23 protein-coding genes are annotated in these 22,407 nt (G+C 64.2%); 13 read left to right on the plus strand and 10 right to left on the minus strand.

Translation table 11 applies throughout. The features are described from left to right. Positions 1-86 precede the first annotated feature (86 nt). Positions 87-497 carry a nucleoside diphosphate kinase regulator gene (gene rnk, locus CHB99_RS06620; RefSeq protein ID WP_042121037.1) on the plus strand — a complete coding sequence of 137 codons (411 nt, stop codon included), beginning with the start codon at positions 87-89 and terminating at the stop codon, positions 495-497. Here the strand turns inward: rnk and CHB99_RS06625 are convergent, their stop codons facing one another. The 3 genes from CHB99_RS06625 to CHB99_RS06635 form a co-directional block, all read right to left on the minus strand. Beyond that, on the minus strand, positions 498-3,353 hold the full coding sequence (locus tag CHB99_RS06625; protein ID WP_042121038.1) for a class I adenylate cyclase: 2,856 nt from the start codon (positions 3,351-3,353) through the stop codon (positions 498-500). Between the two features lie 176 nt (positions 3,354-3,529). After that, positions 3,530-3,775 (minus strand): TIGR02647 family protein, encoded by a 246-nt coding sequence (locus CHB99_RS06630; RefSeq protein ID WP_042121039.1) that lies wholly within the window; start codon positions 3,773-3,775, stop codon positions 3,530-3,532. Positions 3,776-3,860: 85 nt separating this feature from the next. After that, positions 3,861-4,145 carry a hypothetical protein gene (locus CHB99_RS06635; protein WP_042121040.1) on the minus strand — a complete coding sequence of 95 codons (285 nt, stop codon included), beginning with the start codon at positions 4,143-4,145 and terminating at the stop codon, positions 3,861-3,863. A 148-nt stretch (positions 4,146-4,293) separates the two neighbouring features. Here CHB99_RS06635 and CHB99_RS06640 point away from each other — a divergent pair, with 148 nt between their 5' ends. Continuing rightward, a complete protein-coding gene (locus tag CHB99_RS06640) occupies positions 4,294-4,959 on the plus strand; it encodes a glutathione S-transferase family protein (RefSeq protein ID WP_042121041.1) in 666 nt (221 codons plus the stop codon). A gap of 151 nt (positions 4,960-5,110) precedes the next feature. Here the strand turns inward: CHB99_RS06640 and argH are convergent, their stop codons facing one another. Then, on the minus strand, positions 5,111-6,505 hold the full coding sequence (gene argH, locus CHB99_RS06645) for an argininosuccinate lyase (protein ID WP_042121043.1): 1,395 nt from the start codon (positions 6,503-6,505) through the stop codon (positions 5,111-5,113). Between the two features lie 302 nt (positions 6,506-6,807). Between argH and CHB99_RS06650 the strand changes: the two genes are divergently transcribed. The 7 genes from CHB99_RS06650 to CHB99_RS06680 all read left to right on the plus strand — a co-directional run bounded on the left by CHB99_RS06650 (position 6,808) and on the right by CHB99_RS06680 (position 13,219). Continuing rightward, complete coding sequence (locus CHB99_RS06650; RefSeq protein ID WP_042121044.1) at positions 6,808-7,554, plus strand: LytR/AlgR family response regulator transcription factor; 747 nt, start codon at positions 6,808-6,810, stop codon at positions 7,552-7,554. Positions 7,555-7,682: 128 nt separating this feature from the next. Continuing rightward, positions 7,683-8,624, plus strand: coding sequence for a hydroxymethylbilane synthase (gene hemC / locus CHB99_RS06655; protein WP_042121045.1), 942 nt, complete (start codon positions 7,683-7,685; stop codon positions 8,622-8,624). Further along, positions 8,621-9,388 (plus strand): uroporphyrinogen-III synthase, encoded by a 768-nt coding sequence (locus CHB99_RS06660; protein WP_042121046.1) that lies wholly within the window; start codon positions 8,621-8,623, stop codon positions 9,386-9,388. Before hemC ends, CHB99_RS06660 begins: the two co-directional genes overlap by 4 nt. Before the next feature lie 44 nt (positions 9,389-9,432). Beyond that, the gene (locus CHB99_RS06665; protein WP_042121048.1) at positions 9,433-10,563 is read left to right on the plus strand and encodes a uroporphyrinogen-III C-methyltransferase; all 1,131 of its coding nucleotides are present in this window, start codon (positions 9,433-9,435) and stop codon (positions 10,561-10,563) included. Then, positions 10,560-11,798, plus strand: coding sequence for a heme biosynthesis protein HemY (locus tag CHB99_RS06670; protein ID WP_042121049.1), 1,239 nt, complete (start codon positions 10,560-10,562; stop codon positions 11,796-11,798). The genes CHB99_RS06665 and CHB99_RS06670 overlap by 4 nt, the downstream gene beginning before the upstream one ends. A gap of 198 nt (positions 11,799-11,996) precedes the next feature. After that, positions 11,997-12,518 carry a disulfide bond formation protein B gene (locus CHB99_RS06675; RefSeq protein ID WP_042121050.1) on the plus strand — a complete coding sequence of 174 codons (522 nt, stop codon included), beginning with the start codon at positions 11,997-11,999 and terminating at the stop codon, positions 12,516-12,518. A gap of 230 nt (positions 12,519-12,748) precedes the next feature. Further along, the gene (locus CHB99_RS06680) at positions 12,749-13,219 is read left to right on the plus strand and encodes an Rsd/AlgQ family anti-sigma factor (protein ID WP_042121051.1); all 471 of its coding nucleotides are present in this window, start codon (positions 12,749-12,751) and stop codon (positions 13,217-13,219) included. Positions 13,220-13,246: 27 nt separating this feature from the next. Here the strand turns inward: CHB99_RS06680 and CHB99_RS06685 are convergent, their stop codons facing one another. Further along, entirely contained in the window at positions 13,247-13,909 is a 663-nt protein-coding gene (locus tag CHB99_RS06685; RefSeq protein WP_042121052.1) for an FKBP-type peptidyl-prolyl cis-trans isomerase, read from the minus strand. A 241-nt stretch (positions 13,910-14,150) separates the two neighbouring features. Between CHB99_RS06685 and CHB99_RS06690 the strand changes: the two genes are divergently transcribed. Continuing rightward, positions 14,151-15,281 carry an AlgP family protein gene (locus tag CHB99_RS06690; protein ID WP_042121053.1) on the plus strand — a complete coding sequence of 377 codons (1,131 nt, stop codon included), beginning with the start codon at positions 14,151-14,153 and terminating at the stop codon, positions 15,279-15,281. Here CHB99_RS06690 and CHB99_RS06695 read toward each other — a convergent pair. After that, positions 15,257-15,739: a TIGR02444 family protein gene (locus CHB99_RS06695; RefSeq protein WP_042121054.1), complete on the minus strand. Its 483-nt coding sequence runs from the start codon at positions 15,737-15,739 to the stop codon at positions 15,257-15,259. The genes CHB99_RS06690 and CHB99_RS06695 overlap by 25 nt on opposite strands. Before the next feature lie 50 nt (positions 15,740-15,789). On the opposite strand from CHB99_RS06695, the gene CHB99_RS06700 reads away from it, so the two are divergent. From CHB99_RS06700 to CHB99_RS06710, 3 genes are all read left to right on the plus strand, one after another. Next, positions 15,790-17,700 carry an ATP-binding cassette domain-containing protein gene (locus CHB99_RS06700; RefSeq protein ID WP_042121055.1) on the plus strand — a complete coding sequence of 637 codons (1,911 nt, stop codon included), beginning with the start codon at positions 15,790-15,792 and terminating at the stop codon, positions 17,698-17,700. Next, positions 17,700-18,287, plus strand: a complete 588-nt coding sequence (locus CHB99_RS06705) for a mechanosensitive ion channel family protein (protein WP_042121056.1) — start codon at positions 17,700-17,702, stop codon at positions 18,285-18,287. The genes CHB99_RS06700 and CHB99_RS06705 overlap by 1 nt, the downstream gene beginning before the upstream one ends. 85 nt (positions 18,288-18,372) lie before the next feature. Further along, a complete protein-coding gene (locus tag CHB99_RS06710; RefSeq protein WP_042121058.1) occupies positions 18,373-19,005 on the plus strand; it encodes a LysE family transporter in 633 nt (210 codons plus the stop codon). A 44-nt stretch (positions 19,006-19,049) separates the two neighbouring features. Here CHB99_RS06710 and CHB99_RS06715 read toward each other — a convergent pair whose 3' ends face one another. The 4 genes from CHB99_RS06715 to CHB99_RS06730 are packed head-to-tail and all read right to left on the minus strand — an operon-like array spanning position 19,050 to position 22,203. Beyond that, positions 19,050-19,796, minus strand: coding sequence for a hypothetical protein (locus tag CHB99_RS06715; RefSeq protein ID WP_042121059.1), 747 nt, complete (start codon positions 19,794-19,796; stop codon positions 19,050-19,052). A gap of 3 nt (positions 19,797-19,799) precedes the next feature. After that, on the minus strand, positions 19,800-20,390 hold the full coding sequence (lpoB, locus tag CHB99_RS06720; RefSeq protein WP_042121061.1) for a penicillin-binding protein activator LpoB: 591 nt from the start codon (positions 20,388-20,390) through the stop codon (positions 19,800-19,802). 20 nt (positions 20,391-20,410) lie between these two features. Beyond that, the gene (locus CHB99_RS06725; RefSeq protein WP_042121062.1) at positions 20,411-20,782 is read right to left on the minus strand and encodes a YcfL family putative periplasmic lipoprotein; all 372 of its coding nucleotides are present in this window, start codon (positions 20,780-20,782) and stop codon (positions 20,411-20,413) included. A 14-nt stretch (positions 20,783-20,796) separates the two neighbouring features. Next, positions 20,797-22,203, minus strand: a complete 1,407-nt coding sequence (locus CHB99_RS06730; RefSeq protein ID WP_042121063.1) for a COG3014 family protein — start codon at positions 22,201-22,203, stop codon at positions 20,797-20,799. Positions 22,204-22,407: the final 204 nt, after the last annotated feature.

A 22,407-nucleotide genomic window follows, 5' to 3' on the forward strand; every position in this document is an offset into this window, starting at 1 on the left:
TCCCGGCCAATGCCGAACTTTCAAAAACCCCGCCCTTGGGCGGGGTTTTGCTTTATTCGATCTGCCAAAAGGAGTCTGTCCGGATCATGAGCACCACGCCTTCCCTCACTCTCACCCGATTGGACGTGCAGCGTCTCGAGCGCCTGATCGACAGCCTCGATGAAGACACCCCGGGTGTACTCGCCCTGCAGGGCGAGCTGGACCGTGCCGGGCAGGTGGTCGGCCACGAGGAAGTCCCCGCCGGGGTGGTGACCATGAATTCCCGCGTGCACTGCCGCGAGGAAGCCAGCGGCAAGGACTATCACCTGACCCTGGTCTACCCGCAGGACGCCGGCAAGGAAGGCAACGTGTCGATCCTCGCGCCGATCGGCTGCGCGCTGCTCGGCCTGTCGGTGGGCGAGCAGATCGACTGGCCGGCCCCGGGCGGCAAGACCCTCAAGCTCAAGCTGCTGGAAGTCGAATACCAGCCGGAAGCAGCGGGCGACTTCGACCGCTGATCAGACCGCCGCCAGCGCCTGGTTCAACACCCGCTCCAGATCCTGCTTGTAGCGCAGGTAGAGCATGCTCGAACCCTGGCCGTCGGCGAGCAGGTCGGAGAGGTCCAGGTCGGTGATATAGCAGCGGTAGCGCTGCGCATCGCGGCGCTGTTCGATGATCTCGCGGGCGACCACGGTATACAGCTGGTCGCCGTGGTCGAGCTCGGAAAACTCTTTCTGGTTGCAGTACAGGGTGACGTGCAAGGCGTTGTCGGCGGTCGCCTGGATGATCGCCTGGACTTCGTAGTAGGGCAGGTCCAGCGCGAGTTGCGGTGCCTGCCAGGGCTCGACGTGACGGGCGCGCCCCGCGCCCGACGGCAGCACCCGGTAGTACAGGGTGTCGAGCGGATGAGCCTGTTGTTCATCCATCGGCAGTCGTGCATTGCGCCGGAACACCACCGACTGCAGGAAGCGCTGCAGTGGCAGCAGCAGGCTGCTTTCGTCGTGAAACGGCAGACGCTGCTGCCACAGCGCGTTGTATTCATCCAGTACATAGACGTCCGCCCAGGTGTCCTGCACCCGGTAGAACACCTGCACGCATTGCGGCTGGCCCTGGGGCAGGATCAGCGCCAGGTCGTGGTCTTCCAGCACGTTGGCGTCCAGTGCCAGCGGGCTGTAGGTGCTGCGCTCCTCGCCAAGATAGGCGAGCAGGGCGGCGTGGCTGTCCAGCGAGACCAGGTTGACACCGCTGCCGAACAGTTCGAGTACATGGGTGTGCTGCTGTACCTGGATCAGGTAGCGATGCTCCAGGCGCTGGTCGTACAGGGCCTGGGCATTGGTGAAGACCTCCTCGACGCGCTGGGCGATGGCCAGGGCGCGGTTGTGACAGAAACTGCGCACCCGCAGTCTGGGGCGATGCGGGTGGTCCGCGGTGCCGTTGTCGAGGCTGTTGAGGTAGTCGCGAATGCAGCGCATCAGCGCGTGTTCGCCGTCGTAGCGCAGCACCTGCACTTCGTTCCAGCTGTTGAGGATGATCTGGTCGAGGGTCAGTACCAGGTTTTCCCGCACCCCGGCGTAGCTCAGCGAGTCGGTGCGCTCGGTGGTCATGAGAATGTTCAGGTCGCGGTGGTGCCGCAACGGGTCGACGCCGACGTTGACCAGCAACAGCACTTCGTCGGCCACGCTCGGACGCAGCAGGCGCGCATCGCTGACCGTGGCCAGCGGCAGCATCACGCTCTGCTGCAGGCTGCCGAGCAGGTTGAACAGTTCGTACTCGCTCAGGTCGCTGTTGCCCGGGTGCAGGGCCAGGCGCGTGGCGCTGTCGATCACGCCGTTGCGGTGCGCCCAGGCCAGCAGGTCGAGGAGGTCGCGGGTGCGCTTGATGGGGGTGAAATGCTCCCATTCCAGGGCATTCAGGTTGCCGTTGTACAGGCCCCAGTGGTTCTGGCCCGGCTCCTTGCGGTCGGGCGACTGGACCAGGGTCAGGGTATCTTCCGCCAGGTCCGGGGCGACCCCGGGATTGACGAACTCGACTTTGCCGGCGCGGCGCTCGAAGGCAGCGTAGAGGCGCCGGCCGAGGATGTTCAGGTCGCGCTGGTCGATGCGCGCGGTGGCGCCGAGGTTGCGCGCGAACTGGTCGAGAAAGCGGTAGCTGTGGTTCAGTTCCGCTACCAGCACCCGACGCTCGGCGGCGACCTGGCGCACCTTCCACTGACTGCGGCTGTCGAGCAGCGCCAGTTGTCGCTCGTCCCAACCCCACTCATGGGTCAGGCGCTCCAGCAGCTCGCTCTGCCAGTTCGGTTTCTGCCGGGCCAGTTGGCTGATCTTGCGATTGACCTTGAGGTACAGGCTGCGGCGCACCAGCTCCAGGCGCTGGGTTTCGTTGCGCCGTTGCAGGTACTGCTCGATGCGCCGGTAGACCATCATGTACGGGTCCAGCTCGTCGATATCGAGCACGTTGGCGAACACCGCCTGCTTGAAATGCAGACTCAGGCAGCGCACGTCCGGGTGCTCGCTGGCGTAGACCTCGGTCAGCAGCAGCTTGAGCACCGACTTGTAGGGCGACTCGATGCCCTTGAACAGCTGCCACAGCCCGGCACCGACGAACTCGCCGGGCGGGATATGCGCCAGGTGGCCGAGGTCGAGGACTTCGTCGCAGCGCACGAAACGCTTGGACAGCAGGGTCTGGGTGTAATGCGCGTAGTTGCCTTCTTCATAGACCGGCACCAGCCACCACAGCGGCGTACGCCCGGCCAGCCAGATCGCGGTGCGGTAGAACTCGTCCAGCAGCAGGTAATGCTGGGTGGTGCCGCAGTCGTCGGAGCTGAGGCGGCTGTCGCGCTCGCCGGTGACGAACTGCCGCGGCTCGATCAGGAACAGATGCGCCTCGGCGCCCTGGCTGGCGGCCCAGGCTTCCAGCAACCGGCATTTCTTGCGCAGCTCGGCGACCGCGGCCTCGCCAAGGTCGGAGGCGTGGCAGACCCAGATGTCCATGTCGCTCTGTTCCGCCTGGGCCAGGGTGCCCAGGCTGCCCATCAGGAACAGACCGTGGATGGGCAGCAGGTTGTCGCCGCGTTTCGCTTTATAGGAAAAAGAGCGGGTCAGGCGCTGGGCCTCGGCCAGGACCAGCGGGCTGGGCTCATAGGCGGACACACCGGCCGGGGTGGTGCCGGAGACGTAACCGGGCAGCAGCGGATGATTGACATGGAAAAACAGCGGCAACAGGGTCAGCACCTGCTGCTGGCGGCTGGACAACCCTTCCATGGCCCGGGCCAGACGGCCCTGGTTGAGATCCAGGAAGCGTTTGCGCAACTGGTTGAGGACCTTGCGGTCGATGCCCTGGTCGAGGTCAGGGCGGATTTCGTGAGGAAGATTCATCGCAAGCTTAAACCGGCCGTCATGAAGGCACGGGCGAGTTTAGCCGCAGTGGGAGCGAAGGGATAAGCGCTATTTGATTTTTGACGCCATTTTTCCAGCGCCGCTGGTCGGCACCGCCGAATTTGCTGTGGCAAGCCCGTTGCCCGAGGCCGCGGGCTTGCCGGCTACGTCGGGAGTCAGGCGGTTTCGGAAACGTTGAGGATCGTCAGCAACTGCTGTGTGGCCTGGGCGGCATCGATGCCCAGGCTGGTCAGGTAGCCACCATCGGGCTGGGTGATCAGCTGCTTTTCATGCAGGCGCTTGGCCGCGGCAATGGCCTGGGGCGCGGCAGTGGTGTGGACCTTCAGTCCTTCCTGGGTGCTGTCGAGGTTGAACAGCGCGAGAATTTCCAGTTCGGCAACCAGCTCGGGGGTAAACGACATAGGTACTCCGGACTTCAAGAAAAGGAGGGTGGCACCTCTGCGAGTGCCTAGACTTGCAGTGTAGTCAGCCTCGCCCGTTCGTGCGTCAGTCTTTTTCCGGCGGCAGTTCGGGCAGGGCGCGCAGCGCGGTTTCGTACCACTCGGTATCGAACGGACGGTCTTCGTCGAGCATGGCGTCGATCTCGATCGCCAGCACGTGGGCCATCAGGTTGAGGATGTCTTCGCGCTCGTAGCCGACCAGGGTCAGCTTGTTGAACGCGGCCTTGGCCGCTGGCGGTTCGCCGCTTTCGATCTGGTTCTCGATGGCCTGGGTCAGGGTCGATTCGGCGAAGGCTTCTTCTTCGTCGTGGTCGATATCGTGGTCGCTCATGGGCGCGCTCCTCTGGGTGAGGCGGCCAGTGTGCCACGGCCCGCGTGACAATGCCGGGCTATCTGGTGGATGCATGATGCTGGTCAGTCCCGTGCGATTGCGGCTATAACAACCCGGCCAACCCCCTACGGCCTGGAGGCTGTTCCACATGCTCAAGCTTCATGGATTCGCGGTCAGCAACTACTACAACATGGTCAAACTGGCGCTGCTGGAGAAGGGCCTGCCGTTCGAGGAAGTGCTGTTCTTCGGCGGGCAGGCTGCGGACGCGCTGAAGATCAGCCCGCGCGGCAAGGTGCCGGTGCTGGAGACCGAGCAGGGTTTCCTCAGCGAAACCGCGGTGATCCTCGACTACATCGAGCAGACCCAGGGCGGCAAGCCGCTGCTGCCGGCCGATCCGTTCGCCCGGGCCAAGGTCTGGGAGCTGGCCAAGGAGATCGAGCTGTACATCGAGCTGACGGTCCGTGCCCTGTACCCGCAGGCGTTCTTCGGCGCCGAAGTGCCTGAAAACATCAAGGCCAAGGCCTGGCCCGAGTTGCTTGCCGGCCTGGCCGCGCTCAAGCGCGCCGGCACCTTCGCGCCTTATGTGGCGGGCGACAGCTTCACCGTGGCGGACATCTATTTCGTCTTCAGCGTCGACCTGGCCTGTCTGGTGGGCAAGAAGGTCTTTGGTGTGGACGTGCTGGAAGACTTCCCGCAGGCGCGCGAGCTGCTCGGGCTGCTGGCGCAGAACCCGCACATGGCCGGCATCAACGAAGCCAAGGCGGCGCAGTTCCCGACCTTCCTGGAGCAGGTCGTGAAGGCACGCGGCGTGTAGGAGCTGGCTTGCCTGCGAAGGACCGCGCAGCGGTCCCGGCTCCCGCTCACCAGCCAGGCCAATTGTCTTCCCCCGGCGGCAGATCAGGAACCGGGACCGCTTTGCGGTCCTTCGCAGGCAAGCCAGCTCCTACAAGGTCATGGCCTGGCCATTAGCGGCTGGCCAGCAGGGCCTTGCCGCGGGCCACGGCGGCGCGAACCTGCGCCGGGGCGGTACCGCCGATATGGTTGCGGGCGTTGACCGAGCCTTCCAGCGTCAGCACGGCGAACACGTCCTGCTCGATCTGGTCGCTGAACTGACGCAGCTCGTCGAGGCTCATCTCGGCCAGGTCCTTGCCGCTTTCCACACCATATTTCACCGCATGACCGACGATCTCGTGGCAGTCACGGAACGGCAGACCACGGCGCACCAGGTAGTCGGCGAGGTCGGTGGCAGTGGAGAAACCGCGCAGGGCCGCTTCGCGCATCACCGCATGGCGTGGCTTGATCGCCGGGATCATGTCGGCGAAGGCACGCAGCGAGTCGCGCAGGGTGTCGGCGGCGTCGAACAGCGGTTCCTTGTCTTCCTGGTTGTCCTTGTTGTAGGCCAGCGGCTGGCCTTTCATCAGGGTCAGCAGGCCGGTCAGGGCGCCGAACACGCGGCCGGTCTTGCCGCGTACCAGCTCCGGCACGTCCGGGTTCTTCTTCTGCGGCATGATCGAACTGCCGGTGCAGAAACGGTCAGGCAGATCGATGAACTGGAACTGCGCGCTGGTCCAGAGCACCAGCTCCTCGGAGAAGCGCGACAGGTGCATCATCGCCACGCTGGCGGCGGCGCAGAATTCGATGGCGAAGTCGCGGTCGGAAACGCCATCCAGCGAGTTGCCGGCCACGGCTTCGAAGCCCAGCAGCTGGCAGGTCAGTTCGCGATCGATCGGGTAGGTGGTGCCGGCCAGGGCGGCGCTGCCCAGGGGCATGCGGTTGGTGCGCTTGCGGCAGTCGACCAGGCGCTCGTAGTCGCGGCTGAGCATTTCGAACCAGGCCAGCAGGTGGTGACCGAAGGTCACCGGCTGGGCGGTCTGCAGGTGGGTGAAGCCGGGCATGACGGTTTCCGCCTCGCGCTCGGCCTGTTCCAGCAGGCCCTGCTGCAGGCGGGTGATCTCGGCGAGGATCAGGTCGATCTCGTCGCGCAGCCACAGGCGGATATCGGTGGCCACCTGGTCGTTGCGGCTGCGTCCGGTGTGCAGCTTCTTGCCGGTGATGCCGATGCGGTCGGTCAGGCGTGCCTCGATGTTCATGTGCACGTCTTCGAGGTCGACGCGCCAGTCGAAGTTGCCGGCCTCGATCTCGCCCTGGATGGTCTTCAGGCCGTCGATGATGCTGTCGCGCTCGGCGTCGGTGAGCACGCCGACCTTCGCCAGCATGGTGGCGTGGGCGATCGAACCCATGATGTCGTGGCGGTACAGGCGCTGGTCGAAGGTGACGGAGGCGGTGAAGCGGGCGACGAAGGCGTCGACGGGCTCACTGAAGCGGCCGCCCCAGGACTGGTTGGTCTTGTCAGTGCTCATGGATTCGCTCGTTGAAGGCGTGAACGGGGAAAAGTGTGCGGATGATAACAGGGTTGCCGCGCCCGTCGGGGCTCGGCGGTCGGCACAAATGTGGGTTCGCGCAGCCCTCGGGGCGATATTCAACGATTGAACGGCAGTGTTGCGGCAACCGTCTACAGTTGGACAGAGGATCGGCATTGTTTGCTGTCGACCAGTGAATCTTTAGCCATCGTGCGAGTCAGAGCGTGGATCGCCGTGACGGCCGTCACCGTGATTGTCCACATCAGTCTTTGTGCGAGACTCACGCAGGAATCCAGCGCAATATGAATGTCCTGATCGTTGATGACGAACCCCAAGCCCGTGAACGCCTGAGCCGTCTGCTCGGCGACCTGGAGGGCTATACCGTGCTGGAGCCCAGCGCCACCAACGGCGAAGAGGCTCTGGCGTTGATCGACTCCCACAAACCCGACGTCGTCCTGCTCGACACCCGCATGCCCGGCATGGACGGCCTGCAGGTCGCGGCGCGCCTCTGCGAGCGTGAAGCGCCGCCCGCGGTGGTGTTCTGCAGCAGCGACGACGAGTTCACCCGGCAGGCCTTCGAAGAAAGTGCCCTGAGTTATGTGCTCAAACCGGTCCAGGGCGAGGACCTGCACAATGCCCTGCGCAAGGCCGAACGCCCCAATCGCGCGCAACTGGCCGCCCTGACTCGCCCGGCCGGGGACAGCGGCAGCGGCCCGCGCAGCCATATCAGCGCGCGAACCCGCAAGGGCATCGAACTGGTGCCGGTGGACCGGGTGATCTACTTCATCGCCGACCACAAGTACGTCACCCTGCGCCACGAAGGTGGAGAGGTGCTTCTGGACGAACCGCTCAAGGCCCTGGAAGACGAGTTCGGCGAGCGCTTCGTGCGTATCCACCGCAATGCGCTGGTGGCCCGCGACCGTATCGAGCGCCTGCAGCGTACCCCCCTCGGACATTTTCAACTGTTTCTCAAGGGCCTCAATGGCGATGCCCTGATCGTCAGTCGTCGGCATGTCGCCGGCGTCAGGAAAATGATGCAGCAGCTTTAGGGCGGGGATGGACGGGATAGCGACCAGGGATGGTCTTTTTTTTGCCGGCTTCTTTGCTGATATGGATCTGCAAGAGATTTTGACGGAACTGTTATGATCCGCCGAATCTACCTGGTACGGATCCTTCCATGTCCACTCGCGAAATCCGCATTGCCACCCGCAAAAGCGCCCTTGCCCTGTGGCAGGCCGAATATGTCAAAGCCCGTCTGGAGCAGGCGCATCCAGGTCTGATCGTGACCCTGGTGCCGATGGTCAGCCGTGGCGACAAACTGCTCGACTCGCCCCTGTCGAAAATCGGTGGCAAGGGGCTGTTCGTCAAGGAACTGGAAACCGCGCTGCTCGAACAGGAAGCCGATATCGCCGTGCATTCGATGAAGGATGTACCGATGGACTTCCCCGAAGGCCTGGGCCTGTTCTGCATCTGCGAACGTGAAGACCCACGCGACGCCTTCGTCTCCAATACCTTCGCCAGCCTCGATGCGCTGCCCGCCGGCAGCATCGTCGGGACCTCCAGCCTGCGTCGTCAGGCGCAGTTGCTGGCGCGCCGTCCGGACCTGCAGATCCGTTTCCTGCGCGGCAACGTCAATACCCGTCTGGCCAAGCTGGACGCTGGTGAATACGACGCCATCATTCTCGCCGCCGCCGGCCTGATCCGTCTCGGCTTCGAAGACCGCATCACCTCTACCATCAGCGTCGACGACAGCCTGCCCGCGGGCGGCCAGGGTGCCGTGGGCATCGAGTGCCGCAGCGCCGACAGCGAGATCCACGCCTTGCTGGCGCCGTTGCACCACGTCGACACCGCCGACCGGGTCTACGCCGAACGGGCCCTGAACAAGCACCTCAATGGTGGTTGCCAGGTGCCGATCGCCTGTTACGCCGTACTCGAAGGCGATCAATTGTGGTTGCGCGGCCTGGTCGGCGAGCCGGCGGGTGGCGCGTTGCTCAATGCCGAAGCCCGCGCTCCGCGCGGCGAAGCCGAAACCCTCGGGGTGCAGGTGGCCGAAGCGCTGCTGGCCCAGGGGGCCGGTGACATTCTCAAGGCGGTCTATGGCGAGGCCGGTCACCCGTGACCGGCTGGCGGCTGCTGCTGACCCGTCCGGCCGAGGACTGCGCGGCCCTGGCCGTCACCCTCGGCGAAGCCGGTGTGCATGGCAGTTGCATGCCGCTGCTGGAGATCGAGTCACTGGCGGTTTCGGAGATGCATCGGGCGCTGGCGCGCAATCTCGAACGCTACTGCGCGGTTATCGTGGTCAGCAAGCAGGCCGCCCGATTGGGTCTGGCGCTGCTTGCCGAGCAATGGCCGCGGCTGCCGGCGCTGGCCTGGTTCACGGTGGGGGCGGCGACGGCCGAGGTGCTCGAGTCGGCAGGCCTGAATGTGCATTTCCCCGCCACGGGTGACGACAGCGAAGCGCTGCTGCGCCTGCCCGAACTGCAGGCGGCGTTGGCCTGCGCTTCGCCCCGCCTGCTGATCATGCGCGGTGAGGACGGGCGCGAGCTGCTGGCTGAGCAATTGACGACGCAAGGTGTGCATGTCGACTATCTGCCGTTGTACCGTCGCCGCCTGCCGGACTACCCTGCCCGTGCCCTGTCGCGGCTGATCGAGGCGGAACGCCTGAACGGCCTGGTGGTCAGCAGTGGGCAGGGCTTCGAACACCTGCGCCGACTCGCCGCGCAGGATTGGCCGCGTCTGGCGCGGTTGCCCTTGTTCGTGCCGAGTCCGCGGGTGGCGGAAAGCGCTCGCCAGGCCGGTGCGCAGAATGTGGTGGATTGCCGTGGCGCCAGTGCCACGGCTTTGCTGGCGGCGTTGCAGGAAACCCCTGTGCCCGCTTTCTGAGGCGCTAAGCTGAGACGACGCGCCTTAAAACAAAGGATGGATACGTGAGCGAAACAGCCTTGCCCAACGAAGATCAGCCAACGCCGTCCGAGGCTTCGACGAACCCCGCGGCCGACTCATCCGGGCGCTCCGGCAATGGCCTGGCGATCCTCGCCCTGCTGCTTGGCGCCGCGGGTGTCGCCGCCGGTGGCTGGGGCCTGTGGCAGGTGCGGCACCTGCAGCAGAGCAACCAGGATCAGGTCGAGCAGGTCCGTCAGTTGAACGAGCAGACCGAAGCCCTGCAGGCCCGCGAGCAGCAGCTCTCGGCGCAGTTGGGCAGCCTGCCGCCGGCCAGCGAGCTGGAAGATCGCCGTCGTCTGGTGGCGCAGTTGCAGGGCGACCAGCAACGCCTGAGCCAGCGTCTGGAAACCGTGCTCGGTGCCAGCCGCAAGGACTGGCGTCTGGCCGAGGCCGAGCATTTGCTGCGTCTCGCCAGCCTGCGCCTGTCCGCCTTGCAGGACATCGCCAGTGCCCGTGCATTGGTGGAAGGCGCCGATCAGATTCTGCGCGAGCAGAGCGATCCGGCTTCCTTCGCCGCTCGTGAGCAACTGGCCCGCAGCCTCGCAGCGCTCAACAGCGTGGAGCAGCCGGATCGCACGGGTCTGTTCCTCAAGCTCGCTGCATTGCGCGAGCAGGTAGTGCAACTCAACGTGCTGGCACCGGAATTCAACAACGATGGCCAATCCCTGTTCGGCCTGACCACCGATGGCGATGGCGCCAGTCGCTGGTCGCAGTGGTGGGAGCAGATCTCGCGTTACTTCCGCATCGACTTCGATGCCGACAAGAACATCAAGCCATTGCTCGCCGGCCAGGCCCTGAGCCAGGTGCGCCTGGCCCTCAGCCTGGCCCTGGAGCAGGCGCAGTGGGCCGCGCTGAATGGTGAGGCCAAGGTCTACACCCAGGCCATCGATGAAGCGCGCAGCGTACTGCTGGGCAACTTCAACAAGGACAACGAGCAGGGCCGGGTGATGCTGGAGCAGCTCAATGCCCTGGTGAAGCAGCCGGTGACCGTGGTCACCCCTGATCTTGCCGAGAGCCTGAGCGCCGTGCAGGCCTACCTGGAGCGACGCCACCTGCCCGCCGAGGAAGCGGCACTGCGCCAGCCGGCTGAGAAAGCCCAGGAGGCCGCGCAATGAAGCGAGCCTACCTCCTGGCGGTCGTGGCGATCGTCGTCGCGACCCTGCTGGGGATCGCCGTGGCTCGGCACAGTGGCTACGTGCTGATCGCCTATGACAGCTTCCGCTACGAGTCCAGCCTGTGGGCGACCCTGGGCCTGCTGGTGGCCATCGTCCTGTTGCTGTGGCTGGTCAAGGCGCTGATCAGCCTGGTGCTGACCTCCACGGGCGTGGTCAATCCCTGGTCGCGGCGCAATCGCGGGCGACGTACCCGGCTGGCGATCGAGCAGGGCCAGCTCGACCTGGCCGAAGGTCGCTGGGCCAGTGCCCAGCGTCACCTGCATCGTGCCGCCGAAGCCGAGCGCCAGCCGCTGCTTTATTACCTCGGCGCCGCTCGTGCGGCCAATGAACTGGGGCGCAGCGAAGACAGCGACAACCTGCTCGAACGCGCACTGGAGCGCCAGCCGCAGGCCGAGCTGGCAATCGCCCTGACCCATGCGCAACTGCAGGTCGAGCGTGGCGACAGCGACGCGGCGCTGGAAACCCTGCAGGCGATGCACGAGCGCCATCCCCACAATGCCCAGGTGTTGCGCCAGTTGCAGCGTCTGTATCAGCAGCGTGGCGACTGGCCGGCGCTGATCCGCCTGATGCCGGAGTTGCGCAAGGACAAGGTCCTGTCGGCGAAGGAACTGGCCGAGCTGGAGCGCCGCGCCTGGGGGCAGAACCTGTCCCTGGCGGTGCAGCGCGAGGAGGGCGGGCAGGCTGCCCGACAGTCGCTTGAGCGCGCCTGGCAGCAACTGACCAACGCCCAGCGCCAGGAGCCGCCTCTGGTTCTGGCCTACGCCGAGCAACTGCGTCAACTCGGCGCGGAAAGCGAAGCGGAGGAAATCCTTCGCACTGCACTCAAGCGCGATTACGAGAGTCATCTGGCGCGCCTCTATGGCCTGGTGCGTGGCGGCGATCCGGCGAAACAACTGCAGACCGCGGAAGGCTGGCTCAAGGCTCATCCGGAGGACCCGAGCCTGCTGCTCACCCTGGGGCGGTTGAGCCTGCAGAATCGCCTGTGGGGCAAGGCGCGTGATTACCTCGAAAGCAGCCTGCGCTTGCAGCGCAATCCGGAAACCTGTGCCGAACTGGCGCGCTTGCTGGCCAGTCTGGGTGAGAACGAGCGTAGCAACGCGCTGTTCCAGGAAGGACTCGGTCTGCTCGATGAGCGCCTGCTGGCCTTGCCTCTGCCGGACCAGGCGCGAGCTTGAGTCTCCTCGCGGGCTGGCCGCAACGGCCAGCCTGCGATCAGGTCTGGTAAATTTCCCTTCGCTGCTTTACAGAATTTTCCTACCACGTTCAGCGAATTTTCCAATAAAAATCAGAGATTTGTCCTATTGGTTGCTTCTTGAAACAACAGGGGGCTTTCCTCTACCGTTGCCAAATGTCTTTCCTGCCCTGGTTTTGCCATGCCCTTGGCCTGTCTGCGTTCAATTTTCTTCCCGGCGTTCCTGGCGTCTGTTCTGATCCTGGCTGGTTCCTTCTATCTGGAGCACGGCCTGGGTCTGCTCGCTTGCCCGTTGTGCCAAGGGCAGCGGCTGGTATTGGGTGCGTTCTCGTTGACCTGCCTGGCGGCACTGGTTCAGCTATCGTTCCGCGCCGGCGTCCGCTGCCATCTGTGGCTTTGCCTCGTCCTTGCGCTGTGCGGCGCGCTCCTCGCGTCGCGGCATGTGTGGCTGCAGGATCTGTCACTGTCGCCTGAAGTCTCCGGCCTGCACTCCATGACGCATCTGCTGGCGCACGGCACGCCTGCCGAATGGTTGCAAAGCATGCTCCTCGGATCGGCCGAATGCGTGCCGATCACCTGGAGCTTCCTCAGTCTCAGTGTGCCGGAGTGGAGCCTGTTGGCCTTCCTGGGGCTTGCGTTGATGATGCTGTTCCGCCTGATCCCCCGGCGCCAGATGAGCCTGGGCGATTCACTGGGGTCATGACAGGGCGTCCGGGGGCGTTTGAAACGACCGGCGGCGATGCGTCGCAGGATCAAACACTTGTATGAAACTAGTCGCCTGCGTACCTTGAAGCTGATGGCGTGCGGGAATAATCTCCCCTGCACGCACTACCGAAAACACTGCTGCTCAATGCCGTTCTGCCGTAATTTCCTTGTGTGTCGCGAGTTGCGATACGGGGCGCAGGGGCACGACCCAAAAGGGATGAGACCGCCATGTTAGAGAGTTGTCAGAATGCTCAGGAACGCTGGGGTGGGGTTCACAAGCTCATTGACCGCTGGCTGCAGGAGCGTGAAGAGCTGGTAACTGCGTTTCGTGAGTTGCGCGATGCCAAGCCGGCATTCGCCGATAAATCATTGAATGGCCGCTTCTGCGAGATTCTCGTGGACTATGTGTCGGCCTGGCACTTCGAAATCTGCGAGCAACTGATCAGTGAAGCCAAGGCCTTCGGCGACGATGGGGGGCTGGAACTGGCGCAGCAGATCAATCCGCGTATCGATGTCAGTACCGAGCGTGCGCTGGCTTTCAATGACCACTGCAGCAAGGGCAAGTGCACGGACAGCGAGCGTTTCGCCGAAGAGCTGAAGACGCTCGGTGGCCAGCTGCGCGAGCGCTTCGAACTGGAAGACTGCCTGATCGAAGTGCTTCATACCGCGCACAAGGAAGAAGCTCCGGCTGCTGTCTGAAGCCGCTTCCGGCAACGTTGCCGATGCTCAGTCGGCAACGTCGAGCAGTTCGATCTCGAATACCAGTGGTGTGTAAGGTGCGATCAGGTCGCCTGCTCCATCTGCCCCGTAGGCCTGCGCCGAGGGGATCACCAAACGGTATTTCGAGCCCGCCGCCATCTCGGGCAGTGCTGCCTGCCAACCCGCGATCACGCTGTCCAGGTTGAACCACTGTGGCTGATCGTTCTGGTCGAATACCGTGCCATCCGGCAATTTCCCCACGTAGCGTACCTTCACCTTGCCGTCTGCCTTTGGCTTGCCACCATTGCCTGCTTGCAGTTGGGTCAGCAGCACACCGTCGCTCAGCTCGCGCACACCGGCGCGGCCTCGTTCATTGGCAATGAAACGGCGCTCCGCGGCAAGCGCCTGTTCCACGTGGGACTGCGCGGCGGCCTCATTGGCCTGTTGGTCGTGCTGGGCGAGGATCGCGTCGATCCGCGCTTGGGGCAGGGCCAGGGGTTTGTTTTGATAAGCCTGTTGCAGCCCTTCGATCAGCGCCTGCAACTGCAGGCCTGGAACCTCTTCGCGCAGGCGTTCGCCGAGGCTGGCGCCAAGGCTGTAGGCAAGGTCATGGTCGGAAGGCGTCGAGGCCTGTTCCGCAACAACCGGCGGCAGCGTGAAGAATAACGACAGCAACAAATAGCGCGGCACGGGCGGGCTCCGAAAATGAAAAAGAAGAGTTGCGCAGGTTTGAGAGTATGCCTGTTCGTGGGAACAAGTTAGTTAATTGCCTGCAGCCTGTAACACAGCATCTACACTTGTTTCGAGCTGCAGCTTCGATAACGTTGCCCAGGCATGCAACGCGGCGTCTTCTTTACTGTCAACATGCCCTAGCGGCGATAGCAGCACAGGTCTAGTATGAGCCGCAATTTCGTCAGTCAGGAGGAAAGCCATGTCGGCCAACAAGAAGCCAGTCAACACGCCGTTGCACCTGCTGCAACAACTCTCGGGCAGCCTGCTTGAGCACTTGGAAAATGCCTGCTCGCAAGCGCTGGCCGATGCGGAAAAACTCCTCGCCAAGTTGGAAAAACAACGCGGCAAGGCTCAGGAAAAACTGCACAAATCCCGTCTGAAACTTCAGGATGTCGCTGCCGCCGGTAAAGCCAAGGCGCAGGAAAAGGCGAAAGGCGCCGTCGCTGAACTGGAAGAAGTTCTCGTCTCGTTGAAAGACCGCCAGACCCAGACCCGTTCTTATATCGCGCAACTGAAGCGCGATGCCCAGGAAAGTCTGAAACTGGCTCAGGGTGTTGGCAAAGTTCGTGAAGCGGCCGGCAAGGCACTCGCTTCCCGTACGCCGGCAAAACCCGCTGCGGCTAAACCTGCTGCCAAGGCCCCGGTGAAACCGGCTGCTGCCAAACCTGCTGCGAAGGCTGCTCCAGCCAAGCCTGCTGCAGCGAAGGCTCCCGTCAAGGCTGCGGCGAAACCTGCCGCTGCCAAACCTGCTGCGAAAGCCGCTGCGGCCAAACCCGCCGCCAAGCCGGCTGCGAAAACCGCCGCCGCCAAGCCCGCAGCTAAACCAGCCGCCAAACCCGCCGCAGCCAAAGCACCAGCCAAGCCATCCGCGAAAACCGCTGCAGCCAAGCCAGCTGCCAAGCCGGCTGTGAAAACCGCCGCCGCCAAGCCCGCAGCTAAACCAGCCGCCAAACCCGCCGCAGCCAAAGCACCAGCCAAGCCAGCCGCAAAAACCGCTGCCGCCAAACCGGCAGCCGCCGCCAAGCCAGCCGCCAAACCTGCTGCCGCCAAGGCGCCCGCCAAACCGGCCGCAGCCAAACCCGCGGCGAAGCCAGCAGCGGCCAAGCCTGCTGCCGCCAAAGCGCCGGCCAAGCCAGCCGCTGTGAAAGCACCTGCCAAACCGGCAGCCGCCAAACCTGCTGCAAAACCCGCCGCGAGCAAAGCGGCCGCGGTAAAACCAGCAGCTTCCCCAGCCGCTACTCCAGCGCCTGCGCCGGCTGCTTCGCCAGCACCCGCGGCGCCAGCGGCTGCTCCCGCCAGCAGCACTCAGTCGCCGTCTTCGGCTTCCTGAGTCGTACCCGCCACGACGCGCAGCACCCGCAGCGCGTCGTGATCGCGGGAGGCTGCCGGTGCAAGCCGGCTCAGCCAGCTATCCGACCGGGCGCCACCTTCGCTCGGCCAGCCGTCGCAGATCGCCTGCAACCGTTGCAATTGCAGGCGTTCCGCATCCAGTTCCAGAGCTTTCAAGCGTTCGCGCAATGCCGCGAGTTGCGGATCGTTGGTTGCGTCCGCGCGCCACTGCTGGCGCAGGGCCCGGAGCGGTTGTACCACCGTGGCCTGCCAGGGGCCGGCCAGTTGCCGGAGCTGGTCGAGACGTTCTTCGCTGATTCCCGCCCGGCGTCGTTCGAGCCAGGCCGCGCATAGCAGAAGACAGACATCCGCGCCTTGCTCCTGCAAATCCAGGCAGGCTGCCTCCACGCCGGGGCGGGCATAGAGCCCGATGGCGAAATCCCACAGGTCGGTGTGCATTGTCCCACTCGCGCCAGTTGCCATCGAAGCTGGTAGACTCCGCGGCCATTATGATCAGACTTTCGAACCTCACTTTACAGCGTGGTCCGCAACGCCTGCTAGAAGGCGCCGAGTTGACCCTGCACGCCGGCCAGAAAGCCGGTTTGATCGGTGCCAATGGCGCCGGCAAGTCCAGCCTGTTTGCCTTGCTGCGCGGCGAGCTCACTCCAGATGCGGGTGACTGCCAGTTGCCTGGCGACTGGCGTATCGCCCATATGCGCCAGGAAGTCGATACCCTCGACCGTCTGGCCGTGGACTATGTGCTCGATGGCGATATCCGCCTGCGCAAGGTCCAGGCCGATCTTGCCGCCGCCGAAGCCGCGCATGACAACGCCGCCCTGGCGCGCCTGCACATCGAGCTCGACAGCGCCGACGGCTACACCGCCGATGCGCGCGCGCGCAAGCTGCTGGCCGGACTGGGTTTCAGCAACGAGCAGATGGACCGTCGTGTCGGCGATTTCTCCGGTGGCTGGCGGATGCGCCTGAACCTGGCGCAGGCATTGATGTGCCCATCCGACCTGCTGCTGCTCGACGAACCGACCAACCACCTCGACCTCGACGCGATCCTCTGGCTGGAAGACTGGCTCAAGGGCTATCCCGGCACGCTGCTGCTGATCTCCCACGATCGTGATTTCCTCGATGCCGTGGTCGATCACATCGCCCATGTCGAGCAGTGCAAGCTGACCCTTTACCGCGGTGGCTACACCGCCTTCGAACGGGCCCGGGCCGAGCGCCTGGCGCAGCAGCAACAGGCCTTTGAGAAGCAGCAGGCCCAGCGCGCGCACATGGAAAAGTACATTGCCCGCTTCAAGGCTCAGGCGACCAAGGCCCGTCAGGCGCAGAGCCGGATCAAGGCACTGGAGCGCATGGAAGAGCTGACCGCGGCGCATGTCGACTCACCGTTCGACTTCGTGTTCCGCGAATCGCAGAAGATCTCCAGCCCGTTGCTAGACCTGTCCGAAGCCCGCCTCGGCTATGGCGACAAGACCGTGCTGGAAAAGATCAAGCTGCAACTGGTCCCCGGTGCGCGGATCGGCCTGCTCGGCCCCAACGGCGCCGGCAAATCGACCCTGATCAAGAGCCTCGCCGGCGAGCTGCAGCCGTTGGCCGGGCGTCTGGTGCGTGGCGAGAACACCTCGGTAGGTTACTTCGCCCAGCACCAGCTGGACTCCCTGGACAGCAAGGCCAGCCCACTGCTGCACCTGCAGCGCCTGGCGCCGACCGAGCGTGAGCAGACCCTGCGCGATTTCCTCGGTGGTTTCGACTTCCGCGGCAATCGCTGCGACGAGCCGGTGCTGAATTTCTCCGGTGGCGAGAAGGCCCGCCTGGCCTTGGCACTGATCGCCTGGGAGCGGCCGAACCTGCTGCTGCTCGACGAACCGACCAACCACCTCGACCTGGAAATGCGCCTGGCGCTGACCATGGCCCTGCAGGAATTCAGTGGTGCCGTGGTGGTGGTTTCCCACGACCGCCATCTGCTCAAGAGCACCACCGACGAGTTCCTGCTGGTGGCCGACGGCAAGATGGAAGCTTTCGACGGCGACCTCGACGACTATGCCCGCTGGCTGGTGGAGTATCGCCAGCGCAATGCGCCGGTCAGTTCTGCGCCGGTCAATCCGGACAAGACCGACAAGAAGGCCCAGCGCCAGGCCGCCGCGGCCCTGCGCCAGCAACTGGCGCCGCACAAGCGTCAGGCCGACAAGCTCGAAACCGAGTTGAACAAGCTCCACGAAGACCTCGCCAAGGTCGAGGCCGGCCTCGGCGACAGTGGCGTCTACGAGGCGGCGCGCAAGGATGAGCTGCGTGACCTGCTGGCCCGCCAGGCCCAGCTGAAGACCCGCGAGTCCGAACTGGAAGAAGCCTGGATGGCCGCGCTCGAAGTGCTGGAGAACATGCAGGCGGAGCTGGAGGCATTGTCCTGATGGAGTCGTTGCGGCAGATCCTGCCGGTGGAGCTGATCGGACCGTTCTGGATGGGTTTGCAGATACTGCTGATCCTGGTCGTGGCCTTTGTCCTGCAACGGGTGGTGGCGCGCAGTCTGCACAGCCTGAGTGAGCGCTACCCGCTGCCGCCGCAACTGATGATGCCGCTGCGCGGTGGCCTGCGCTGGCTGATCATGGGCAGCGCGCTGCTGTTCGTGCTGGAGCGCCTCGGGGTGTCCGCCACCGTGCTGTGGACGGCGTTGTCCGGGTTCGTCGCGGTCGCCGCGGTCGCCTTCTTCGCGATCTGGAGCGTGCTGTCCAACCTGCTCTGCGCGGTACTGATCTTCACCGTCGGGCCGTTTCGCATCGGCGACGTGGTGGAGCTGGTCGACACCACCGACAAGCCGGGTATCAAGGGCCGGGTCATCGCCATCAATCTGCTGTTCACCACCCTGGTGGAAATGCCCGAGACCGGCGGTGCGCTGGTGCAGGTGCCGAACAGCCAGTTCTTCCAGAAGTCCGTACGCCGCTGGCGTGGTAGCGATGGGCTGCCGGTGGTGGGCGAGAGCACGTCCAGCGACAACTGATCGTTTCCTGAAAAATTTCGTGGTGATTTTTTTACAGGCGGATTAGCGTTGAACCCTTGAACAAGTTCTTTGGCCGAGGTGTGAGATGTCGCTGGAAACGTGGTTGGCCTTTTTCGCGGCCTGTTGGGTCATCAGTCTGTCGCCGGGCGCCGGGGCCATCGCCTCGATGTCCTGCGGTCTGCAGTATGGTTTCTGGCGCGGCTACTGGAATGCCCTGGGCCTGCAACTGGGCCTGATCCTGCAGATCGCGATCATCGCCGCCGGTGTGGGCGCGGTACTGGCCGCCTCGGCGACTGCGTTCCAGGTCATCAAATGGTTCGGTGTCGCCTACCTGGTGTATCTCGCGGTCAAGCAATGGCGGGCGCTGCCGGCGGATCTGTCCGACGATGCCGCGGTGCGGCCGATCGGCAAACCGCTGAGCCTGGTGTTCCGGGGTTTCCTGGTGAACGTCAGCAACCCCAAGGCGCTGGTGTTCATGCTGGCGGTGCTGCCGCAGTTCATCAATCCGCATGAAGCGCTGCTGCCGCAGTACCTGGCGATCACCGTGACCATGATCAGCGTGGACCTGCTGGTGATGGCCGGCTATACCGGGCTGGCGTCGCGTGTGCTGCGCCTGCTGCGCACGCCGAAGCAGCAGCGGCGGATGAACCGCACCTTCGCGGGATTGTTCCTGGGCGCGGCGACCTTGCTGGCCACCATCCGGCGGGCGCCGGTCTGAGGTAGTACCGGCCTCATCGCTTGCCAGCGATGAGGCCAGTGAACTTAACGCAGGATCTGCGCCGGCTCATCCGGCGGCAGGTTGTTGCGCGGCGCGTACTGCCCCTGACCCTGCCCGGGCACCGAACCACCCAACTGCTCGGCCATCTGCCGGGCCACATCCATGCCCAGCTCCTTCGACACTTCGCGTACCACCCGTGGCCGGTTCAGGCTGATCTTGCGATCGCGGCTCTTCACCAGCTTGGTGTCCTGCCCTTCACCCATGGCGGTGAACGCCGAGGTGATTTCGTAGGTGCGGGTGTTGATCAGGCTGAAGTCCGCCACCAGGCTCAGGCCCAGCACCGCCGAATAGGCGTCGGTGTTGTCGATGGCGTTGATGTCCTGCTGGAAGTCGATGTCCGACAGGGTGCCGAACAGCACGTAGTCGGCGCCTTTGAAGTCGCCGGCCTTGATGCGCTTGATGATGTCGTAGACATCGGTCTTGGCACCGGTGATGTACGGCGTGCCCTGCACCAGCTGGAACATCCCGGACTTGATGATCTCGCCCTTGATGTCACCGCTGAACTTGCGCAGTTCGGTCTGCTCGATGTAGCTCTCGCTGCTCTCGAACTCGTTGTAGCTGGACGAACTGTTGGCGTGGTACATGCTCGCCGACGAACTGTTCTGGGCCGAAACGATGTGGATGTACTGCTCCACGCGCTCCTGGTAGGCCAGGTCGGTGACTGCCACCTTGGGGGCCGCCTGCACGCCGAAGGCGCAGGCCAGGCCGAGAATACCCATCCATGCGCGCATCGCTTAACGCTCCGTGGTCTTGCGGATTTCTTTCTCGTCCATCCACTCGGCCAGGCCACTTTCGACGTCGATCAGCTGCAGGCTGAACTTGTAGAACACGTCCTTGTAGTCGCTGCTGCGCTTGACGATGGAGCTGATCGAACCTTCCAGGCGGTACTTGGCGGCGATCATGTTGCCGGTCTTGGCGATGGTGTTCTTCTTGTACAGGCCGCTCTGGTTCTGCAGCTTGAGCTGGTCGACCTGGCTGTCCATCTGGTTGTTGTCGCTGGCGAAGCGGGCGGTGCCGGACTTCATCAGCTGGGTCTTGATCGAGGTGGTGATCTCGCGGGTATCGATGTACTCGCTGGTCTTGTTCTTCACGTCGTAGACCTGCACCACCGGACGGCCCTGCATCACGCCGGACTGGGCCAGGGAGCGGGTCATGCTTTCGGCGATCATCTGCAGATCGGTGGAGCCGAATTCGTTGGTCACCAGCTCGACGGCCTTGCTGTCGCCGTAGCCGATGTTCTTGCCGCCGAGTACCGGGGACGGGCTGGAGCAACCGCTGGCCAGGGCAACGACGGTGGCGAGCAGGGAAATCTGGACGAACTTCATGGAAAACTCCTGGAAAAAAATTACTGAGACTGGACTTCGAGACGGAAATCGGTGGCCTGCGGCACCGGGGCAATCGCCGGCAGCACGGTGGATTGCGAGCCGTACAGGCTCAGGGCCTTCCAGCTCTCTTCATCGGCGACCGGGAACCCGTCGTTGCCCAGCCAGGCGAAGCGGTACAGCAGCGTCTTGTTGCTGCCGCTGGTGTTGTTCAGCGCGACCTTGACGGTGAGGAAGCCGTTCTCGCGGGCCACCCGCATCGGGCCGGTCTCGATGTTCTTCAGCTTGCCCATGACCACCACCTTGCTGGCGGCGCTGCCGGGAGCCGGTGGCGGCGGGGTGGCGCAGCCGGCCAGGAGGGCGGCTGCGAGGACGAGGGTGAGTTTGAAACGCATGACGAGTCCTTCGTTTACTTGAGGCTGGCGACGGCGGTTGCCGGCGCGGGTGGGGTGACGACGTGGGCGGCCTGGCCAGCGGCGAAGACCTGGTTGCCGACCACGCGCAGGGCGACGACCTGATAAGGACGATCGACCTTCACCGAGATTTTGCTGCCGCCCAGGTTCGACGGCAGGCTCAGCTGGTGCTCGCCCTGGCTCAGGCGCACGCGGGTGACCAGGGTTTCGTTGGGCAGGGTGCGCCAGGTGCGGGTGTCGGCACCTTCGGTGACCGTGGAGGCGATGCCCATGACCAGGCCCGCCATCGGGTTCACGTCGTTGATCTGCTTCTGCGCCACGCCGCGGGTGACGGCGCGTACGGTGGTCCGCAGGATGATGCCCGGCATGTCGTCGCGCAGGGCCCGGCGCGACATGGCGGAGGTGCTGTTGAGCGCGGTCAGGCCCAGGGCCTTGTCGTCCAGGTTGATCTGGCCGATGTGCGCGGTGGAGGTGTCTTCGCGAATGATCGGGAACGACAGCGGGGTGATCACCAGGTTACCGCTGATCACCAGCGGCAGGGGGATGCGGATCGAGTCGCGGGCTGGAGCCAGGCCGCTCTGGACGACGATCAGCACGTCGCTGTCCCGGGTCTTGTCCTTGCTCTTGCCGGCGCTCTTGTCGAGGTCGAGCAGAGCCTGCTCCAGCAGCGGGGTGTTGGGCAGCAGCTCGGCGGCCTTGCGGTAGCCCGGCGCGGCCAGGCCCTGTTCGCCCAGTGCCTCGTAGACGTAGCCGGAGAGGTAGTGGCTGAAGGCGCTCTGGTAGCTGTTCTTCAGGTTGATCACTTCCGGGGCGTCGAGGGCGGCGACCGGGTAGCCCTGGAGGTCCTTGTATTCGGTCTTGACCCCTTCCTTCTCGGCCTCTTCCTCGCGCTTGAGGTATTCCTTGTCGCGCAGTTCGGCGATCACGGCCTCGCGTTCGTGGGTCTTCTTGATTTCGGTGCGGGCGCCGTCGAAATCGTTCTGCGCCAGCAGGTTGAGGGCCATCTGTGTGGTCAGCATGACTTTTTCGTAGTCGTAGCCTTCGTAGCGGCGGACCTTGTCGTTGACCAGATAGCTGCCGAACTGGCTGAGGTACTTCTCGGTGTCGAGCTTGACCGACTCTTCCCATTTGAAGACCAGGCCATCGGCCTCGCGCCAGGCGATCTGGCTGCCGCTCAGGTCGCCCTTGGAGCGCAGCAGTTCGCCTTTCTCGAACCAGTAGAGCAGGTCCTTGTCCTCGCCCTTGTTGTTCTTCTCCAGCACGGCGAGCGCGGCGTCGACATTGCCGGTGCTGAGGTGCTGATTGGTTTCCTTGAGCTCGTTGTCGTAGCTGCGGAACACCGCGCAGCCAGTCAACTGGGTGGCCACGAACAGCGTGGCGAGCGTGAGAACGCGGGATTTCATTGCTTCTTCCCTGAGTGTTGGCGGAGTGTATTTTTCGGATCATGAAGTCCGAAAAGTTCTTATAAGATCGGCAGAAGTTTCGAATGGCTATAACGAAAAGCGCGGCATATTAAGCGCGAATTCCCGTCGACCCAGGCGCGCTGATTGTTACAGTCGATGAGTGCCATTACGGGTGCCATTATCCCCGAAGTGTTGGATGAACGG

Origin of the sequence: Pseudomonas japonica (assembly GCF_900188455.1) — a bacterium.
In the GTDB taxonomy this organism is placed as follows: domain Bacteria; phylum Pseudomonadota; class Gammaproteobacteria; order Pseudomonadales; family Pseudomonadaceae; genus Aquipseudomonas; species Aquipseudomonas japonica.

Bases quoted from the DNA above. Each gene is read 5' to 3' on its own strand.
- CHB99_RS06690 (WP_042121053.1), top strand. From the start codon at position 14,151: ATGTCGGCCAACAAGAAGCCAGTCAACACGCCGTTGCACCTGCTGCAA.
- CHB99_RS06650 (WP_042121044.1), top strand. From the start codon at position 6,808: ATGAATGTCCTGATCGTTGATGACGAACCCCAAGCCCGTGAACGCCTG.
- CHB99_RS06705 (WP_042121056.1), top strand. From the start codon at position 17,700: ATGGAGTCGTTGCGGCAGATCCTGCCGGTGGAGCTGATCGGACCGTTC.
- CHB99_RS06730 (WP_042121063.1), bottom strand. From the start codon at position 22,203: ATGAAATCCCGCGTTCTCACGCTCGCCACGCTGTTCGTGGCCACCCAG.
- CHB99_RS06675 (WP_042121050.1), top strand. From the start codon at position 11,997: ATGCCCTTGGCCTGTCTGCGTTCAATTTTCTTCCCGGCGTTCCTGGCG.
- CHB99_RS06635 (WP_042121040.1), bottom strand. From the start codon at position 4,145: ATGAGCGACCACGATATCGACCACGACGAAGAAGAAGCCTTCGCCGAA.
- CHB99_RS06680 (WP_042121051.1), top strand. From the start codon at position 12,749: ATGTTAGAGAGTTGTCAGAATGCTCAGGAACGCTGGGGTGGGGTTCAC.
- CHB99_RS06710 (WP_042121058.1), top strand. From the start codon at position 18,373: ATGTCGCTGGAAACGTGGTTGGCCTTTTTCGCGGCCTGTTGGGTCATC.
- CHB99_RS06625 (WP_042121038.1), bottom strand. From the start codon at position 3,353: ATGAATCTTCCTCACGAAATCCGCCCTGACCTCGACCAGGGCATCGAC.
- CHB99_RS06695 (WP_042121054.1), bottom strand. From the start codon at position 15,739: ATGCACACCGACCTGTGGGATTTCGCCATCGGGCTCTATGCCCGCCCC.
- CHB99_RS06630 (WP_042121039.1), bottom strand. From the start codon at position 3,775: ATGTCGTTTACCCCCGAGCTGGTTGCCGAACTGGAAATTCTCGCGCTG.
- lpoB (WP_042121061.1), bottom strand. From the start codon at position 20,390: ATGAAGTTCGTCCAGATTTCCCTGCTCGCCACCGTCGTTGCCCTGGCC.
- argH (WP_042121043.1), bottom strand. From the start codon at position 6,505: ATGAGCACTGACAAGACCAACCAGTCCTGGGGCGGCCGCTTCAGTGAG.
- CHB99_RS06725 (WP_042121062.1), bottom strand. From the start codon at position 20,782: ATGCGTTTCAAACTCACCCTCGTCCTCGCAGCCGCCCTCCTGGCCGGC.
- hemC (WP_042121045.1), top strand. From the start codon at position 7,683: ATGTCCACTCGCGAAATCCGCATTGCCACCCGCAAAAGCGCCCTTGCC.
- CHB99_RS06640 (WP_042121041.1), top strand. From the start codon at position 4,294: ATGCTCAAGCTTCATGGATTCGCGGTCAGCAACTACTACAACATGGTC.
- rnk (WP_042121037.1), top strand. From the start codon at position 87: ATGAGCACCACGCCTTCCCTCACTCTCACCCGATTGGACGTGCAGCGT.
- CHB99_RS06670 (WP_042121049.1), top strand. From the start codon at position 10,560: ATGAAGCGAGCCTACCTCCTGGCGGTCGTGGCGATCGTCGTCGCGACC.
- CHB99_RS06700 (WP_042121055.1), top strand. From the start codon at position 15,790: ATGATCAGACTTTCGAACCTCACTTTACAGCGTGGTCCGCAACGCCTG.
- CHB99_RS06715 (WP_042121059.1), bottom strand. From the start codon at position 19,796: ATGCGCGCATGGATGGGTATTCTCGGCCTGGCCTGCGCCTTCGGCGTG.